Origin of the sequence: Exiguobacterium sp. Leaf196 (assembly GCF_001423965.1) — a bacterium.
Taxonomy (GTDB): domain Bacteria; phylum Bacillota; class Bacilli; order Exiguobacteriales; family Exiguobacteriaceae; genus Exiguobacterium_A.
In genome coordinates this window covers 151980-169964 of record NZ_LMPV01000007.1, presented here as the reverse complement: position 1 = coordinate 169964, position 17985 = coordinate 151980, and the positions used below count along the sequence as shown (strand labels likewise).

The following is a 17985-nucleotide window of genomic DNA, read 5'->3' as shown; positions in this document are numbered from 1 at the left end:
CATGAATCGGAATCCTTGGTTTGATAATATCAAAGGTTTTCTTGTCATTTTCGTCGTCATCGGTCACATGCTGACGGATTTACGGTTTGATTATGACGGAAAGTTGCTCGAGACGGTCTATCTATTAATTTACTCGTTTCATATGCCATTATTCATTATCTTAAGCGGTTATTTCTTCCGCGAAAATAAATACTTACGTGTCATCCAATTATTTGCCGTCTACTGTGTCTGGCAAATTTTAATTGGTTCTTGGGCGACACTTGGAGAAGGACTACCACTGTTGTCCGGAGAAAATATCGGGACACATCTACTACGTCCGTACTGGGCACTTTGGTATTTGTTCGTTATGGTCGTCTGGTATATCGTAACGCCGTATGTCGTCCGCTTGCGAGGATATGTCTGGTTTGGTCTCGCGTTCGCTTTGTTATATGGGTTCGAGCTTGAGAACACGGGTTTCTTAGCACTTCGCAAGTTGATCATGTTCTATCCGTATTTCTTACTCGGGAACTATCTATCGGAGCACGAGTTCATCCGGATTTTCGAGATGCCGAAGAATTTCAAGCGACGGATGAACGTCCGTTTGATTGGTGGTATCACGTTCGCAGCCGTCATGGGCTTCCTGTTATTCGAAGCGTGGCGTGATACGCCGAAAGAGATCGTCGACTTTGCAAATGCGTTCAAGCATCGTTTCCCATATGTCGAACAATATGATAGTGACGCGTGGGTTGGTGTACTCAAGCATAGCGTCATCTACCTCTTATCGATTGCGGCTTCGCTCGGTTTCATGATGTTAATTCCAATGCGTCGTTTGCCGCTCATCACGCGAGCAGGGGAACTCAGTCTCTATGTCTACTTGCTTCACGTCTTCTTCGTCATGGCGTGGCGCCAATACGTAACGGATGCGTTCGTTCCGCAAGCATGGCTTGCCTTACTGATCATGATTGGCGTCGCCTTACTAATCGTTGGCATCATCATACACCCGCTCGTCGTCCGTGTCCTCCGTCCTTTGATTGAGATCGACATTCGTCCGATCGTCGAGAAGCGGGAAGACCTTTCAAAATAAAGCGGAATGCATTACACTTTAGATAGATGGATTACTAGACGAAGGGCGTGGAAGGTATGTCATATAATTTAAATAATGCGGATGGTGTCGTGAACGTCTCGCAACAAGTCATCGAGGTCATCGCAGGTGTAGCCGTTCAAGAAACAGAAGGCATTGCCTTTACAGCAGACGATTCGAAATTACAGGAAAAACAGATGGTCAAACTTGTAAAAGTCGAAGATGTCGGCGGCTACATCACGGTCAGTTTATCTGTGCATATCAAATACGGCATGTCGATCATCAAGACAGCTGGAAAAGTCCAAGAACGAATCGCGCAAGACATGGAAAACATGCTCGCGTTCCAACCCAAAGCAATCAACGTCCGTGTCATCGGACTCTTAAAAGGATAAGGAAAACGTCTCGGCATCTTGTGTGCCGAGACGTTTTTTTATGAAGAAGGTGGGAGATAGCGGAGTCCGAGAGCATCGACGTGCGGGGCGGTGCAGGAAAAACGGAGACGAATTGCTTGTTGGCTATAAGCAGGTAAGGAGAGTCCGGGATGGGTGACATCTGCGATTGGCGTTTCGTCATCCATTAGTTCAAGCGTTAGCGCCTCGAGTGTCAGCGTCTGATCGCTCGCATTACGGACGAGAACGATTGCTGTCACAGTATCTAGCTCGCGCATGATTGAAACTGGTAAGAGGGACCAACCGTCTGCGGGTGGTGTCGGATGCGAATAAGCGACTTGGCGGATCATCCGTTGCTCGAGTTCCGTGGAGTCGTCTTCGATGAAGAGCTCCGTCAGAGTCTCGCTTGAGAAGACGAGTTGTAGCGGCTCCGTCAACTGTTCGAGGTCGACGAAACATTCGTCTTCTTCAAACGTCAACCAGAGCGGTAACGTCGCCATCGGAAGGATGACCGGGACCTCCTCGATACTGAGAACTTTACGAGCAACAAGTTCATCACCGGATAAAGCAAGGACGACGAGGTCATTCAGATGGAACGACCGAGACAACGTGTTTTGGAACAAGGCGATGACATGAAGTGGACGGTGTGATAAGACTTGAAACAGATGGATTGCCATCTGATTGGCTTCTAGATCAGGCAGTTGTTTCACGACGTGACGAAAGACGTATTCATCTTCCTTGACGATCGGCATGTCCTCCGTGAAGTAGAGCGGGGGACGGAACACTTCATTCGACGTGTGCATGGTGCAGTTCTCCTTCGCTATCGTGTGTCTGTTCGGCGCGGCAAATGCCTGAAAGGACCTGTTTCTCGAAACTTGCAATGGCATATTCAAAATAATCCATGCCTTCCCGTTCGAAGATGCGGACCGGTTGTTCTTGTCCGTAACTGCGGAGATGAATCCCTTCTTTTAAAGTGTTCATCGCCGTCAGGTGGCGCGTCCATTGCTCGTCCAGTGCAAGCAGGATGAAACGTTTGGCGGTCTCTTTTTCAGCTGTGACATGGGCAACGAGTAGGGCTTCGGTTTCAGCAATCAGCGGCTCGAGTTGTCGTTTCATCTCGTCGATCGTCTCCAGTCGTTCTAACGTGATTGGTTGATGTAACAGTTGCTCGAGTTCTGTCATGACGAGAGCCAGTGGCCATTCTTCTGGAACGAGATCGTCAGAGAGTGTTTGGTCGAGGATCGACGGCAAGACACGTCCTGCAAATGGCTGAACGATATCCTCGAGTGACGTCGCATCAACGATTCTGTTCCGGAGATGATAGATCGCTTGCCGTTGTTCACTGATGACTTCTTCGAGCTGAACGAGTTCATCCCGAACACTTCGGTTGACAGATTCACATGTCGACTGAGCGAACTGCAATAGATCCCGGACGTCACGCGAAGTGAGCGGACCGGCAGTATTTCGTACTTTTTGTTGCACACGCTCGAGGCGATCGCGCGCGAAACGGCGTGGCAGTTCATCTTCGAGCGAAAGATAAAACTGCGTCAATCCAGGATCACCCTGGCGACCTGCCCGACCACGCAACTGGTTGTCGATCCGGATCGATTCATGGCGTTCGGTACCGATGACGAACAAGCCGCCTTGTTGTCGTGCCGCTTCATCGAGTAAAATATCCGTTCCGCGACCTGCCATATTGGTCGCGATCGTGATTCGACCAGCTTGTCCGGCAGCCGCAATGATCCGGACTTCCTGATCGACGGTTTTAGCGTTCAGGATCTCGTAGGTGAGTCCGTGCGCATCAAGTGTCTTCGCGACGCGCAAAGACTGTTCAATCGATGAAGTCCCGATCAAAACCGGTCGTTCCGTGACGTGTGCCGATTTTGTTGCCAGCGCAATGGCTTCTAGCTTTTCGTCGCGTGTTGCAAAGACGACGTCCTCTGCATCGATCCGAATTTTCGGGCGGTTCGATGGAATCGTCACGACGTCCATGCCGTATGTCTTTTGAAATTCTTCCCGTGACGTCGCCGCCGTACCGGTCATTCCAGCTACCTGATGATAGAGACGGAAGTAATGTTGGATCGTGATTTGGGCGGTCGTCCGGTTCTCTTCCGTGACCGGAACCCCTTCTTTTGCTTCAAGGGCTTGGTGTAAACCATCGGATAGACTGCGTCCTTCCATCAGACGACCTGTGAAGAGGTCGACGAGCGCGATTTTTTGATCCTTGATGATATAATCGACATCTCGTTTGAGAACGACATGGGCACGTAAGGCTTGAATGACGTAATGGAAGAGGACGGAATGCTCGGCGGCAAACAGATGATCAATCGCAAACGCCTCTTCGATTGTTTCGATGCCATGATCGGTCAAGGCGACGGCTTTGATTTCTTCATCAAACGTATAATCCCGCTCGTCTTCAAACGTCTGGACGACATGACGGACGAGTTGTTGTAATCCTTCGTGGACACTGTCTCGTTCCGCCATGATGAGTGGCGTTTTCGCTTCATCGATTAAAATGCTATCGACTTCGTCGATTAAGGCGAAGTGCAGGGGCCGTTGCAGACGTTCCGTCGGCTCCATGATCAGATGATCCCGCAGGTAATCGAATCCGAATTCAGTCCCGACACCGTATGTAATATCTGCTGCGTAGGCAATCCGTTTTTCCTCAAACGTTGCTTCAGCGGAATTGATTCCGACCTGCAATCCTAAAAAACGGTGGATCTGACCGATTTGTTCAGCATCGCGTCGTGCTAGATACTCATTGACGGTAATGACGTGAACGCCTTTTCCATATAACGCTTGGGTGAAGCTCGCGAGTGAAGCGACGAGCGTCTTTCCTTCACCTGTCGCCATTTCGGCGATTTGTCCTTCCAGTAGTGCGAGTCCGCCCATGAGCTGCACATCGTAGTGTCGTAAGCCGAGCGTCCGTTTACTCGCTTCTCGAACAAGCGCAAACGCCATTGGTGAGATTGCATCAATCCGTTCTCCGTTTCGTAGCCGTTCCCGCAACGAAATCGTCAACTCCCGTAACGCTTCATCAGATGTTTGCTCCATTTCTCGTTCTAAGCTATTGATCGTCGTTACGATTTTTTCATAACGATGAACTCTTCGACTTTGATCATTCAACAACTGTTTAACACGTTGAAACATCTTCGTCACTCCCTCATATGCTATGAAGTCATTATAGCAGTTAAAAATTGTAAAACGAATAGTAAAAAACGAAATAAGTAAAACATTCCCTTAAAATTGAAAGCGTTATCAAAAAGAAGGTATCTCAGCTTTAAAAACAAAGAATCAGAAATATTTGATAACGCTTGCAAAGAGTCGAGAGAACCAGTAGAATTATTCATGAGGCAAGTGCAATCGTTTGCGCAAAGTCATTCGATTTCTTGCCTTGCATGGACGATGGAAGAAAGGATGGATGTCGGATGGCACCAACGATCGAAGCGGTCATTTTTGATTTAGACGGCGTAATTACCGATACAGCGGAGTATCACTACTTAGCGTGGAAACAATTAGGAGAGGATTTGGATATCCCGTTCGACCGGGAATTTAATGAGACATTAAAGGGTGTCAGCCGGATGGATTCACTCGAGCGTATCCTTGCGCTTGGCGGAAAACAAAACGCTTTTTCAGAGGACGAGAAGCTAGCACTCGCCGCTAAGAAAAATGAACACTATGTCACATTGATCCAGCACATCTCTGAACAGGATCTTCTTCCTGGAATCACTGCATTCCTCGATGAAATCCGAAACGCTGGGCTGAAGATCGGAATGGCGTCCGCCTCTAAAAATGCGCTGATGGTCGTTGAGGCATTAAAGGTTCGACATTATTTCGATGACATCGTAGACGCTGCGACTGTTGCACAATCGAAACCACACCCTGAAGTGTTTCTCCGTGCTGCAGAAGCACTCGACGTCGAACCGAGTCGTTGCATCGGTGTAGAAGATGCGACGGCTGGCATTACTGCCATCCACGCTGCCGGCATGTATGCCGTCGGAGTCGGACCGGAGTCGGCACTCCATGAGGCAGACTATCGTGTCGATTCGACAGATTTGCTTTCCCTTGAGCAAATCCTCGCTAGTCGCTCCCTTGTCTGAACCATTCCCTGATGGTGAAGGACATTCCTTGAAAGTTATGTATTTAAAAAGGATCGCTTCCCTGAGCGATCCTTTTTAATATGCGGTTGATTTAAAGCGAAGCGAGGATTCCGTCCGCGATTGCTTGCGCGTAGCGGGATTGATATGTCGGATTCGTAAGTTTCGCACGATCCGAACTGTTCGAGAGGAAACCGAGTTCTGCTAGAATCGATGGCGCTTGTGTGCCGCGAATGACAGCATAGTTCGCATAGTGAACGCTTCGGTTACGCATGCCAGCATACGAGACGAGACGTTGCTGAACGTTCTGAGCGAGGTTGATCGAAGAAGCACCCTTATAGTAGAAGGTCTCTGCTCCATATGCCTGTTCACTCGTTGAAGCATTGATATGAACACTGACGAAAGCAGTCGTCGCATGACTGTTCGCAAGGGCGCTCCGTTCTCCAAGTGACGGGTAGTAATCGTTTGTATAACGTGACATCGTCACATCGACTTTTCCGGCAAGACGTTCAGCGACTTGTTTCGTGACTGCAAGGACGATGTCACGTTCCGTAACGCCGTAACGAACCGCGCCTGCGTCATGTCCACCATGACCTGGGTCAAGGACAAGCAATGGACGGTTTGATGGTGCCGGTTGGAACAATGTCAGATACGTCGCATCGACATAACCGCTTTGACCACTCGCTGTCCGGACGGCGACGAAGCCTTTCGTTTGATGCCGCGGATTCGTGACGACGACAGGGGTCCCCCGACCGAGACGGGCGATTTGACCACTGAGCGTTGAAGTATTCGCACGAAGAGCGACACTGTTACCGGACGAGATCAAGACATACATCTTCGAACCACTGTAGTCAACGTTTCCGGTCGTCGAGGCAGGGACGGAAGCCCCTCTCTTCAAGTATGTCCCCATGACATAACCTGTCTTCCCTTGGTACTGCACCGTATGCCAGTTCGATTTAACGGCGAGGGAGCTGACTGCTGTTCCACTCGGAATCGTTGTAAGTACTTTCCCGGACGTCGAAGGGGACGAACGGAAGTTCAAGCGATCGGTCGTCGTATAGACCGTGGTTTTAGTTGGTGCAGCTACTTTCTTCAAATAAGAACCCGAAACATAACCAATCTTGTTCGCATAGGTCACTTTATACCAATTTCCGCTTTTAAAACTCGATTGTACGCCTGTCCCTTTAGGAATCGTCAACAAGCGATTAGAAGACGTCGTTGCCGCACTACGTAAGGACAACGCATCGGTCGTCTTATAGGACGTCTTCGTAAAGGACGTACCACTCTCAATCTTTTTCAGGTAAGATCCCGTCACATAACCCGTCTTTCCTTTATATGACAACTTATACCAAGAGCCTTTACGGTAGTTTGACGTGACGTTCGTCGTCTTCGGGATCGTCAGTAGTTTCTTCGAAGAGGTCGAATTCGAACTACGTAAATTCAAAGCATCCGTCGTCTGATACGAAGTTTTCGTAAAGGTTGTGCCGGTCGCAGCCGATACAGTAGAAGTAGAAGCGAAGCAACCGGATACCAACGAAAGTACTAAAGCGGTCTGAAATGTTTTAGGTAATTTGCCCATTAAATTTCCAGTCTCCTTTTCGTTAAAATAAGAAAGATATATCTTGTATTAATAGAACTTAAGTATTATTAAAATAGTTAAATCTCGAAATTATATGTTCCGTTTTCATTCCTTTCTGTTAATATGAAGTGTAGCCAATTTATCGGTAAGGATATGAAAATATTACAGGATAATTAAATAATTAAAGAAATTATATATTATCGAGGCAAATTATAGTTTAATATATTTCAAAATACATACAATTGAAACACAACTGAAATATTAATGTATAAAATAGGAAAGAGGGGCAAGGAATGGGGAACAGTGAACACATCTACCGCGAACTAATGGAAATCGAAGAGGAATACCGTCGTCTGCAACGACGCGCCGAGTATTTGATCTCGGAATTAAGCCGTGGAACGGGAGAACATTCGCAAGAAATCGCCGTCACGCATGAGCGTCCGTTAAAGCAACGTCGCGTCAATCAACGGTATCCACTAGAAGTCTACGTGCACCAAATCAGTGATTTAATGCGCGAGCGTGAATCGATGACAGCTCGTGATATCCAAATGGAACTCGAGTTACGTTATCGTCACCAAATCAGCAATATCTATCAATTGATGGCGAAAGTCGAACAGGCAAACCCTGCCATTAAGAAAGTCGGACGCGGTATCTATACATATGATCCAGCTGCTGAAGTACCGATCTTCATGTAAGAGCCGCTCGTCGGCTCTTTTTTTTTATGATATAATTCGCGCAGGAGCGTGATGTTACTATGTTATGGACTGCGTCCATCGTCTGTTTTATCGCCGCCTTACTGATCACACCCGTCGTGAAACGCTTTGCGATTGCAGTCGGTGCCGTTGACAGTCCAGACGCGCGAAAAGTACATGTCCGAATCATGCCGCGACTTGGCGGACTTGCGATCTATATCGCGTTCATGATCGGTTATTTTATCTTACAACCTTCGAGTCCGTATGCGACGCATATTCTAGTCGGCGGATTCGTTATTATTTTGACAGGTGCCTTTGATGATCGATTCCAGCTCAATGCCCGTTTAAAGCTGATGGGGCAAATCGTTGCCGCCGTCATTGTCCTCAACGGTGGGATTCGGATCGAGTTCATCAATCTACCGTTCGACCAACAATTATATCTCGGGTGGTGGAGTGTTCCGTTGACGTTCCTTTGGGTCATCGGGATCACGAACGCCGTCAACTTGATTGATGGATTAGATGGTTTAGCAGCCGGTGTCTCAAGTATCGTCTTGTTGACATTGATCAGTCTTGCCGTCATCCAAGGAAACGTCTACGTGACGATCGTCGCGATTCTCTTATTGATGAGTACGTTCGGCTTCTTGTTCCATAACTTTTACCCAGCGAAGATTTTCATGGGCGATACGGGTGCTTTGTTCCTCGGGTATATGCTCGGTGTGTTGTCGTTACTTGGATTCAAGAACGTGACGCTGTTCTCACTTGCCGTCCCGGTCATTTTGCTTGGTATCCCGATTTCCGATACGTTATTTGCGATCGTCCGCCGGGTGTTGCAAGGAAAACCGCCATTCGCACCGGACAAAGCTCATTTGCATCACCGGTTACTTGATCTTGGCTTTACAATGCGACAAGCGGTCCTTGTCATCTATGGACTCTGTGCAATTTTTGGGATGACGGCAGTTCTCTTTTCTCAGACGAACTCACTTGGGGCACTTGTCTCCCTCGTCATGTTACTGCTGGTCCTCGATATTTTAGTCGAGTCGCTTGGTTTGCTCGGTGAACGCTATCGTCCATTATTGAATTTGTTGGAACGTTTTACATCGAGATAGCGTATGATAAAGACCGCTCAGAAAATGAGCGGTCTTTTTTTAGGAAGGAAGTGTTAGGTTGGAACAACAGTTGAATCAACGCATCGTTTATTTAGATGTGTTACGGGGTTTTGCATTATGCGGAATCCTATTCGTCAATATGCCAAGTTTTCTTGGCGATCGATCACATGCGATGATGGGGGAAGTGGACCAATGGATTCGTCTGTTTTTTGACCTCTTCATCCAGACGAAATTCTATACGCTGTTTAGTGTCTTGTTCGGAGCAGGATTCTATTTGTTCATCCAGCGTTTGCGACAAAAAGGATTATCGAAGATGATTTTTGCGCGTCGTCTGGGGATTCTTTTTCTCATTGGACTAGTACATTTATGCTTGTGGCAGGGCGATATTTTACATACGTATGCGCTGACTGGGTTTATCTTGTTGTTGTTCTCGAAAGCAAAGCTGATTACGAAATTGCTATTCGCCGCTGTGTGTCAGGTCTATGCATTCCTGATTTACATAGCGATTTACTGGTATGCGACCGAATTCGGGGATGAATCGACTGTAGAGGGAAATGACCTCGTACAATCGATGGTCGCTTCCCGGGATATTGTCGGCTTCATTCACGATGAAGTAACCGTTCAAATACCGCAAGCGTTCATGAACACCGGTGTCATTTGGCCTGAAATCCTGTCATTATTTTTAATCGGGGCATTTTTAATGGAACGTTTCAGCGCACGACCACCGACGAATCGTTTTCTCTGGTGGACGCTCGGAATCAGCTTGTTGCTGACGGTGCCATCGTTCGTAGGAATCATTCGGGCACACATGGACGTACCGGACGGTTCGTTCAATCTATTTTATGTCTGGTTATCAGGCCGGACGCTTGCCATCACCTATGCTTGTGCTGTCGCGCTACTCGTTCGTGCTGGACGAATGCGATGGTTTGCTGGACTTGGACGGATGGCGTTGACGAACTACTTGATGCACACACTCGTCTTCACATGCTTCATTTTCCTAAGCGGTCAGTATGAAACAACGCCTTTATGGCAAGGTCTGTTACTTGTATTCCTGCTTTTGATTACGCAAGGTATCGCATCAAACAGATATCTAAAGCATCATGCGCAAGGTCCCATGGAGAAATTGTGGCGAAAAGGAACATACGGGAAGAAAAATCATTGAAGTTCACAAGAACTTAACATCTTTTGTGTAAAATGAGAGATGGAGGTGAATCATGCATCGCTTAATTGAAATTTTCCTTGTATCGTTCAAGCTCGGGTTAACGTCATTCGGTGGTCCGGTCGCCCATCTCGGGTATTTTTATGAAGAATATGTCAAACGAAAGAAATGGATTGACGAGAAAGCCTATGCTGACTTAGTCGCCCTTTGTCAATTCTTACCCGGACCGGCCTCGAGTCAGGTTGGGATGGGCATCGGATTGATCCGTGGTGGGGTAGCGGGGGCGATCATTTCCTTCATCGGTTTCACGTTACCGTCGAGTATCGCCTTGATTCTGTTCGCACTTCTTGCGACCCGGTTCGACGTCGCGGAAGCTGGCTTCATTCACGGATTAAAACTGGTTGCGGTCGCGATTGTCGCTGACGCCGTTCTGGGTATGGGAATGAAGCTTGCGACAGGTGCCAAACGCCTGACCTTGATGTTACTGGCGCTCGCAGCCGTGCTCTTGATCGCCCATCCATTGGCGCAAGTCGGAGTCTTGTTGCTGGCTGGTCTTATTGCCTTCTTCTGGTTCAAAGAAGAAACGAAGACAGATGGTTCGTTGTCAATTCGCGTACCACGAAGGCTTAGCGTCACCGCACTCGTCTTGTTTTTCGTCTTACTCGCCGTCACACCGTTTCTCGCTCAAGCGACAACTGGAACCATCCAGCTGACGAGTATCATGTACAGTGCCGGAGCTCTCGTCTTTGGTGGCGGGCACGTCGTCTTGCCGTTTCTTGAGCAATCGCTCGTACCTGGACTCATGAATACGGATACGTTCCTTGCCGGATATGCAGCGGCACAAGCGGTACCAGGACCTCTCTTCACATTCGCGACGTATCTCGGTACGATCATCTCTGGTATTTCTGGAGGCATCCTTGCGACGCTTGCGATTTTCTTACCCGGTTTCTTACTCGTCATCGGTGTTTTGCCGTACTGGGATCGCATCCGAAAAAATCAGTCGGTTGGTCGGATGTTGATCGGGGTCAACGCTGCCGTCGTCGGTATCTTACTCGCGGCATTGTACGATCCGATTTTTACATCGAGTATTAAAAGTGGACTCGACTTCTTGATGGCTTTCGGATTATTTTGTCTGTTACGTTTTTACAAGCAGTCACCGCTTCGCATCGTTCTGATCGGTGCAGTGCTTGGGTTTCTTTTCTTCCAATAACAAAGCAGCAGCGGACATTTGTCCACTGCTGCTTTGTTATTAGACGTCACATGCGCGTCAAGAAGACGAGTTCAATCTCATCGCGGAATACGCGTCGAACTTCCGTGAAGCCGAAGCGAGCATAAAGAGCGAGCGCGGGAAGATTACGCGCGCCGGTCATGACATGTTTTGCGTGACTGTGTTCGAATAGATGTTGCAACAAAGATTGTGCAATCCCTTGCCGGAAGTATGCCGGATCAACGACGAGACGGGTGATTGTCAGAGCGTCAACCGTGACGGCACCAGTGATGTTATCGTCGATAACATAAACAAAACCAGTCGGTGCCTCTATGTTGATGTCATCAATCGTTTCGCGTAATGGCGGGAAATCAGCAGTTTCGAGTAATCGTGCTTCAATCTTGTAAGCGCGGCGCTGAACGTCTAATAGTGACGTATGATCAGTTGGTTGAAGTGACCGAATCATCTGCAGCCTCCGTCGTCGTGCCGTCCGTCGTCTCGTCAGTCGGTAGATTGAGCTGTTCCTTCAACGTCGTTTTTGTATCCGCAAGTGAAGTCGGATCAAGTTGGTAGTAGTAGACGCCGTTGATTTTCGTATCCGTTCCTTTTAAATCAATCCGGTTGATCGAACCGATTTTTTTGATGAATGGTTGCAATTGGAATGCTTCCGTCAACGACATGTTCGTTTTGAAGTTATCACCGGTCGCATCCATCAGACTGTTCAATTTCGTGATGGAACCGAATGAGGTGGATTGATCGACGATCGCTTCGACGATTTGTTGTTGGCGTTTTGTTCGACCGATATCACCTTCAGGATCTTGATAACGCATTCGGGCATAAGCGAGTGCTTCCTCTCCGTTCAACGTTTGTTTCCCCGGCTCCAATTTGACGCCATTGCGCTTATCGGATGAGTCGAGCGTATCGATCGGTAATTTGACGTCGACATCGATGCCACCTAAGGCGTCAACGATCGCGACGACACCGTTGAAGTTGATCGAGGCATAATAGTCGATTGGGATATCAAGTAATGTCTCGACGGTTTCAATCGTTGAATCGATGCCACCGAAGGCATAGGAATGGTTGATCTTATCTTCATAACCAACCGAAGGAATCTGGACAAGTGAATCACGAGGAATACTGACCATATCGACCGTCTGATCATTCTTGTTGAATGTCGCGACGATCATCGTGTCAGCACGTGAGGAGGTATCGCCAGGTCGTTCATCCGTTCCGACAAGCAAGACAGAAAAGTGGTCTTTCGTCAAATCAATCGCAGCTTTTCGTTTCTCAGACTTGTCCCCACGAGCTAAATCGACTTTTGAGTCGTTTGCGGTCTGAAATGTCTTGTACGCGACATACGCGAAGGTCGCCCCTCCGCCAATAAGCACGATAAGAAAACTGATCACGAACACTTTGAACCAAGAACGTTTTTTCTTTATCTTTTTTTTATTGCTTCGGGTTCGCTCTTCCACGTTCATTAACTCCTAACTTTATCTGAATTTTTAAAAAACTTTAAAATTCTTTACAATCAGTATAGCAGTTTAGGAAATAATGTCACGTTCGAGGTAGCGTTTAGAGCCGCTTGACAAATTGGCTTGACCATTCGTCATATTCGTCATCCAGTCGAGAAAATCCGGAACATCGGCTGTTTTGACGAGGACGTCGATCTGGACTTGATCGAGGTAATGGATCTGATCAATTTGATGGACGCTTGCCCTCAGTTCGTTCTCGAGTTTTCCAAGCCATGTATAATCGACGGTGACGGAAACGACAGTATGTTCGATCCGTTCGACGACGCCGACTGCGTTCAGTGCTTCAGAAACGCTCGAACCATAAGCGCGGATCAATCCACCGCCACCCAGTTTGATGCCGCCGAAATATCGTGTCACGACAACGACCGTATCGCGTAAGTCTCGCTTTTTCAATACTTCAAGCATTGGAACACCGGCCGTTCCGCTCGGTTCACCGTCATCGTTCGCTTTTTGGATCTCATTGCGTTCACCGATGACGTAGGCGGAACAATTATGGTTCGCATCGTGGTGTTTTTTTTTCAGCTCGGAAATGAACGCCTGGGCTTGTTCTTCCGTCGTTGCACGCGCTAAATAGGTGATGAATCGTGACTTTTGGATAATGATTTCGTGGAAACCGTTTTCTTTTACTGTATAATAATTAGATAATGTCATAATCAAAAATGTCCTCCTCGTTAACTAGTTCTTTCTAGCATAACGACGTTCCAAGAGAGAGACAACCGTAGACGACTGGCAAGGAATGGAGGGAGTACCATGACGAATGAGATGAGGGAGCGGCTATCCTTGAATGATATCGTACAGAACATCATCGGCGTCGTAGAAGAGAGTCGGGAAGAAATCGTCCGGATTACGGAAAGTTCTCGCGAGCAGTATGCCGAAATTCAGCAAGAACTACGCGACCTGAAGATTCGGGTGCACGACTATATAAAAGAAGCAGAACGACTTGAACGGCACATCAAGGATGCGAAGGCGCGACTCGTCGTCGTCAGTAAGAACTTCGACAGCTACTCGGAACAGGATGTCCGGTCGGCCTATGAGACTGCAAACGCGTTGCAGCTCGAATCGTTCATCAATCAACGAGACGAGATGAATTGCCGAAAACGACGTGATGAGCTCGAGCGCCGACTGATTCAGCTCGATGAGACGATAGAACGAGCAGATCAATTGATTGGACGTGTCTCGGTCGTCTTGAACTTCTTGACGGACGATATGCAGATGATGAATGAAAAATATGAAAAGGCGATGCAAAAGCAGGAGATGGGTCTAAAAGTCTTCCAGTCCGCCGAAAATGAACGCCGCCGGCTGTCGCGCGATATGCATGATGGTCCGGCACAGACGCTTGCCCATGTCTTGATCCGGGCAGATTTGATTGAAAAGATTCACCAGCACAATGGGGCAGAGGCAGCTTTTGAAGAGATTCACCGTTTACGGACGTTGATTCGGGATGGGCTTGCTGATATCCGTCGTATCATTTATGATTTACGTCCGATGACGCTTGACGATCTCGGATTCGTTCCGACGCTCGAACGTTATCTTCGTCATATTCAAGAAATTTCGAATATTCCGGTTCACTTTAACTATCTCGGAGGCGGTGAACGAATCGATTCGACGTATGAAGTCGCCGTTTTCCGAATCGTGCAAGAAGCCGTTCAAAATGCAGTTAAGCATTCCAAAGCGAGTGACATTCGTATTATCATAGAACAATATCAACATTCCGTACGAATCCATGTAAAGGATAATGGCGTTGGATTTGATTTTGATTCCATCGTCGCGTCGTGTGACGAGTCATTCGGACTCGTCGGTATGCGTGAACGGATCGAATTGATCGATGGTGAATTCGAAATCGAGACGCAACCCGGAAAAGGTACGGTCATCAAGGTAAAGATTCCAATCGAGGAATCCGAAGCGAGAGGGGAAACACTGTGAACAACGAGCAAGTGAAAGTAGTCATCGTCGACGATCATCAGTTATTCCGCGAAGGCGTTAAACGAATTCTTGATTTCGAAGAAGAGTTCGTCGTCGTAGCGGAGGGGGAAAGTGGAGCGGAAGTCATCTCGCTCGTCGAAACCCACCAACCGGATATCGTCTTAATGGATATCAACATGCCGCAAGTCAATGGTGTCGAAGCAACAAAACGTCTGATGGAAGTCTATCCGGACGTCCGTGTCATCATCTTATCGATTCATGATGATGAGACATATGTCATGCATGCACTTGGTGCAGGCGCGGTCGGTTATCTCTTAAAAGAAATGGCAACCGATGAGCTCGTCAATGCGATTCGTTCCGTATACCGCGAAGGTGGCTACGTCCATCCGAAGGTCACACCGAACTTGTTACAGGAATATCGTCGTTTGATGAAGATGAAACAAACGATGGCATCACAGCCTGTTGAAAAACGAGTCGCGGAAGCACCGCTCCACGTTCTAACACGTCGCGAATGCGAAGTCTTACAGTTACTGGCGGACGGCTTCTCAAACCGCGCGATCAGCGATACATTATACATCAGTGAAAAGACGGTTAAGAACCACGTCTCATCGATCCTTCGGAAGATGAATGTACCGGACCGTACTGGTGCCGTCGTCGAATCAATCCGCCGTGGATGGGTCGTCGTCTAATATCTCGAAAGACAGGAGCCGGGGCTCCCGTCTTTCTTTTTTTATCCAAGGAAAAATGCTACACTTAAAAACGATTGTGGCGTGTCACATTCGGCAGCGTCACGACGGAACTATAAAAGCGAGGAAATTCACGGATGAGCCAGATTGTGATCTTAACGGATAGCACAGCCTATCTGCCAACTACCTATTGTGAAGAACATCAAGTGCACGTCGCACCACTTAGTGTCATCTTCGACGGTGACGCCTATCGAGAAGGGTTTGACATCTCAGTAGCTGAATTTTATAAACGCATCCAGACAGGCAGCCTCCCGACGACATCACAACCGAACATCGGTGATCTCGTTGCGTCGTTCGAGCAATTGCCGGAAGGAACGGATATCATCGGTATCACACTATCGAGTGGGATCAGTGGAACGTATCAAGCGTTACATACGATCAACATGATGGTGGAGCATGTTAACGTTCATCCAATCGATTCACGTATTTCCTGTATGCCGCAAGCGTTTCTCGTCCAAGAAGCCGTTCGTTTGCGAGATGCAGGAGCGACGGCAGAGACGATCGTTAATCGTCTGGAGACATTAAAAAAACAGATTCGAGCCTACTTCGTCGTCGACGATCTAGCCCACCTTCAGCGTGGTGGACGTTTGAGTGTCGCACAGGCATTCGTCGGCTCATTTCTGAAGATAAAACCGGTCCTTCACTTCATCGACGGGAAAATCGTTCCGTTCGAAAAAATCCGGACGTTCAAGCGAGCGGTCAATCGAATCGAGGAAATGATGAAGGAAGACATCAAAGGGGACGGAGCAGGATATGTCATCGGTGTCATCCATGCTGAGGATTCTATGAAAGCAGAAGCAGAAATTGCCGAACTAACGGCACTTTTCCCGCAGGCGCGCATCGAGATGAGCTTCTTCGGACCCGTCATCGGGACCCACCTCGGACCTGGTGCAATTGGGATCACATGGTATCATGCAGCGGAATGAACAACATAACCGATAAAACAGATGAGCAACAGGAATTCTCTTACATTGAGAATACCTGTTGCTTTTGTTTTGTCAAAATCCTCGATTTTCATGAATGACTCAACTTACGACAACTTTTAGAGACATAACGTACACTATTTTCTTAAATTGACTGAGGAAAAAAGCGATGGAGCAGGAACGAATGCGGACAAGGAGATACCAGGCATATGCGAGAAAGGAACGTCACAGAAAGGAGAGGTCATGATGATGGATCTTCGAGGACGACTTGTACCTGCTGAATGGATAGATACACCAAACGAAACATATCGATACATGCCAGCCGTGACATGGCGTTGTCAACGGTGTGGCGCACTACCAGTACGAGGTGCCTGTACATGTGGAAAAGCCTGTTATTATTGCCGAAAATGTCTCGCTTATGGCAAATTGCGAAGCTGCGGGAGGCTCGTGACGGATTTGGGGGCGCTTGATCCAGTGATCCCGTCGCAACACGGACCATTGTTGTTGACGCCGGCGCAACTGCGCATCGCACAAGCAATCCAGCAGACCGTCTTGCGTCCGAAACGACTTCTTGTCCATGCCGTGTGTGGTGCCGGAAAAACGCCGATGCTCTTTCCAGGAATCGCCGACGCGCTTACAAACGGACGACGTGTTCTTGTCGCAGCACCTCGGGCAGATGTCGTCCGGGAATTGACAGGGCATTTGAAGCGAGCATTCGCAAATACGTCCATTGTCTCTTTATACGGGGGTTCGTCGGAGCGTCTCGAGTTAGGTGACATCACGGTCAGTACGACACACCAATTGATTCATTACCGGCATTGTTTCGATGTCGTCTTCTTGGATGAGGTCGATGCCTTCCCTTACCGGATGGACCGGACGTTGCACCGGTACGTCAAACGAGCGATGACGAAAGACGCTGCCTTGATTTTATTAAGCGCCACCCCTTCGTTTTGGCATCGACGCTTTCCGATAGTCCGACTGATGCGGCGCTATCACGGGTATCCGTTACCGGTACCAAAGCTCGTCGTACCTTATACCGAACAGATCGTATTCGATTGGTTGGCGCGTCATGCTGCTGTACCACGGCTCGTGTTCGTCTCGCGTATTGCGGAGCTTGAGCGATGGCAGAACCGATTCGCAGATGCAGGCTATACCGTCGAGACGGTCCATGCCGCGGATTCAGAACGAGTCGAGAAGGTCCAACGCTTTCGACAATCGACAGGAATCTTACTGACAACGACGATTCTAGAGCGGGGTGTGACGATCGAAAACGTCCAGGTTGCGATTCTTGATGCCGATCAAGGATTCAGTACGGCAGCCTTGATTCAAATCAGCGGACGTGTCGGACGATCGTCGGCACATCCGGATGGTGACATTTTATTTTGCGCCAATGACCGAAGTGATGCGATGTATGAAGCGATCCATCACATTAAAAAAGCGAATGCCGTGCAACCATGAATCGATGTTTATTCTGTCAAGAGGTCTATCTACCTAGTTGGGAACTCGGAAATCTCTGGACTAGGCAAGTGACCTGTCTGACCTGTAAAATAAAGTTTGTAAAAAGAGGGGAAT

17 protein-coding genes are annotated in these 17985 nt (G+C 48.1%); 11 read left to right on the top strand and 6 right to left on the bottom strand.

Features of this window, described 5'->3' with window-relative positions; all coding sequences use genetic code 11:
• Position 1 precedes the first annotated feature (1 nt).
• Together ASG02_RS10185 and ASG02_RS10180 are read left to right on the top strand one after the other, a co-directional pair.
• Positions 2-1063 carry an acyltransferase family protein gene (locus tag ASG02_RS10185; protein ID WP_035410164.1) on the top strand — a complete coding sequence of 354 codons (1062 nt, stop codon included), beginning with the start codon at positions 2-4 and terminating at the stop codon, positions 1061-1063.
• Between the two features lie 56 nt (positions 1064-1119).
• On the top strand, positions 1120-1452 hold the full coding sequence (locus ASG02_RS10180) for an Asp23/Gls24 family envelope stress response protein (RefSeq protein ID WP_056063108.1): 333 nt from the start codon (positions 1120-1122) through the stop codon (positions 1450-1452).
• A 38-nt stretch (positions 1453-1490) separates the two neighbouring features.
• Here the strand turns inward: ASG02_RS10180 and ASG02_RS10175 are convergent, their stop codons facing one another.
• On the bottom strand, positions 1491-2252 hold the full coding sequence (locus tag ASG02_RS10175; protein ID WP_056063106.1) for an SLAP domain-containing protein: 762 nt from the start codon (positions 2250-2252) through the stop codon (positions 1491-1493).
• A complete protein-coding gene (gene secA2, locus ASG02_RS10170; RefSeq protein ID WP_056063103.1) occupies positions 2236-4599 on the bottom strand; it encodes an accessory Sec system translocase SecA2 in 2364 nt (787 codons plus the stop codon). Before secA2 ends, ASG02_RS10175 begins: the two co-directional genes overlap by 17 nt.
• Positions 4600-4877: 278 nt before the next feature.
• Here secA2 and pgmB point away from each other — a divergent pair, with 278 nt between their 5' ends.
• Positions 4878-5549 carry a beta-phosphoglucomutase gene (pgmB, locus tag ASG02_RS10165; protein ID WP_035410155.1) on the top strand — a complete coding sequence of 224 codons (672 nt, stop codon included), beginning with the start codon at positions 4878-4880 and terminating at the stop codon, positions 5547-5549.
• A 91-nt stretch (positions 5550-5640) separates the two neighbouring features.
• On the opposite strand, the gene ASG02_RS10160 is transcribed toward pgmB, so the two are convergent.
• Positions 5641-7125 carry an N-acetylmuramoyl-L-alanine amidase gene (locus ASG02_RS10160; protein WP_056063100.1) on the bottom strand — a complete coding sequence of 495 codons (1485 nt, stop codon included), beginning with the start codon at positions 7123-7125 and terminating at the stop codon, positions 5641-5643.
• Positions 7126-7418: 293 nt separating this feature from the next.
• Between ASG02_RS10160 and ASG02_RS10155 the strand changes: the two genes are divergently transcribed.
• Genes ASG02_RS10155 through chrA form a run of 4 tightly spaced genes read left to right on the top strand, consistent with a single transcriptional unit; the run spans position 7419 to position 11292 of the window.
• Positions 7419-7820 carry a hypothetical protein gene (locus ASG02_RS10155; RefSeq protein ID WP_035410150.1) on the top strand — a complete coding sequence of 134 codons (402 nt, stop codon included), beginning with the start codon at positions 7419-7421 and terminating at the stop codon, positions 7818-7820.
• A gap of 59 nt (positions 7821-7879) precedes the next feature.
• On the top strand, positions 7880-8923 hold the full coding sequence (locus tag ASG02_RS10150) for a glycosyltransferase family 4 protein (protein WP_035410148.1): 1044 nt from the start codon (positions 7880-7882) through the stop codon (positions 8921-8923).
• Positions 8924-8981: 58 nt separating this feature from the next.
• Complete coding sequence (locus tag ASG02_RS10145; protein WP_056063099.1) at positions 8982-10085, top strand: DUF418 domain-containing protein; 1104 nt, start codon at positions 8982-8984, stop codon at positions 10083-10085.
• A 52-nt stretch (positions 10086-10137) separates the two neighbouring features.
• A complete protein-coding gene (chrA, locus tag ASG02_RS10140) occupies positions 10138-11292 on the top strand; it encodes a chromate efflux transporter (RefSeq protein ID WP_056063095.1) in 1155 nt (384 codons plus the stop codon).
• Between the two features lie 46 nt (positions 11293-11338).
• Here the strand turns inward: chrA and ASG02_RS10135 are convergent, their stop codons facing one another.
• The 3 genes from ASG02_RS10135 to ASG02_RS10125 form a co-directional block, all read right to left on the bottom strand.
• On the bottom strand, positions 11339-11755 hold the full coding sequence (locus tag ASG02_RS10135; RefSeq protein ID WP_056063092.1) for a GNAT family N-acetyltransferase: 417 nt from the start codon (positions 11753-11755) through the stop codon (positions 11339-11341).
• Positions 11730-12761 carry an LCP family protein gene (locus ASG02_RS10130; RefSeq protein ID WP_056063089.1) on the bottom strand — a complete coding sequence of 344 codons (1032 nt, stop codon included), beginning with the start codon at positions 12759-12761 and terminating at the stop codon, positions 11730-11732. The genes ASG02_RS10135 and ASG02_RS10130 overlap by 26 nt, the downstream gene beginning before the upstream one ends.
• 69 nt (positions 12762-12830) lie before the next feature.
• Complete coding sequence (locus tag ASG02_RS10125; RefSeq protein WP_056063086.1) at positions 12831-13472, bottom strand: YigZ family protein; 642 nt, start codon at positions 13470-13472, stop codon at positions 12831-12833.
• A 99-nt stretch (positions 13473-13571) separates the two neighbouring features.
• Here ASG02_RS10125 and ASG02_RS10120 point away from each other — a divergent pair, with 99 nt between their 5' ends.
• The 4 genes from ASG02_RS10120 (at position 13572) to ASG02_RS10105 (ending at position 17871) form a co-directional block, all read left to right on the top strand.
• Positions 13572-14744, top strand: a complete 1173-nt coding sequence (locus ASG02_RS10120) for a sensor histidine kinase (protein ID WP_035410131.1) — start codon at positions 13572-13574, stop codon at positions 14742-14744.
• On the top strand, positions 14741-15433 hold the full coding sequence (locus ASG02_RS10115; RefSeq protein WP_029342537.1) for a response regulator transcription factor: 693 nt from the start codon (positions 14741-14743) through the stop codon (positions 15431-15433). The genes ASG02_RS10120 and ASG02_RS10115 overlap by 4 nt, the downstream gene beginning before the upstream one ends.
• A 134-nt stretch (positions 15434-15567) precedes the next feature.
• The gene (locus tag ASG02_RS10110; RefSeq protein ID WP_056063083.1) at positions 15568-16416 is read left to right on the top strand and encodes a DegV family protein; all 849 of its coding nucleotides are present in this window, start codon (positions 15568-15570) and stop codon (positions 16414-16416) included.
• Between the two features lie 243 nt (positions 16417-16659).
• A complete protein-coding gene (locus ASG02_RS10105) occupies positions 16660-17871 on the top strand; it encodes a helicase-related protein (RefSeq protein ID WP_162236132.1) in 1212 nt (403 codons plus the stop codon).
• Positions 17872-17985: the final 114 nt, after the last annotated feature.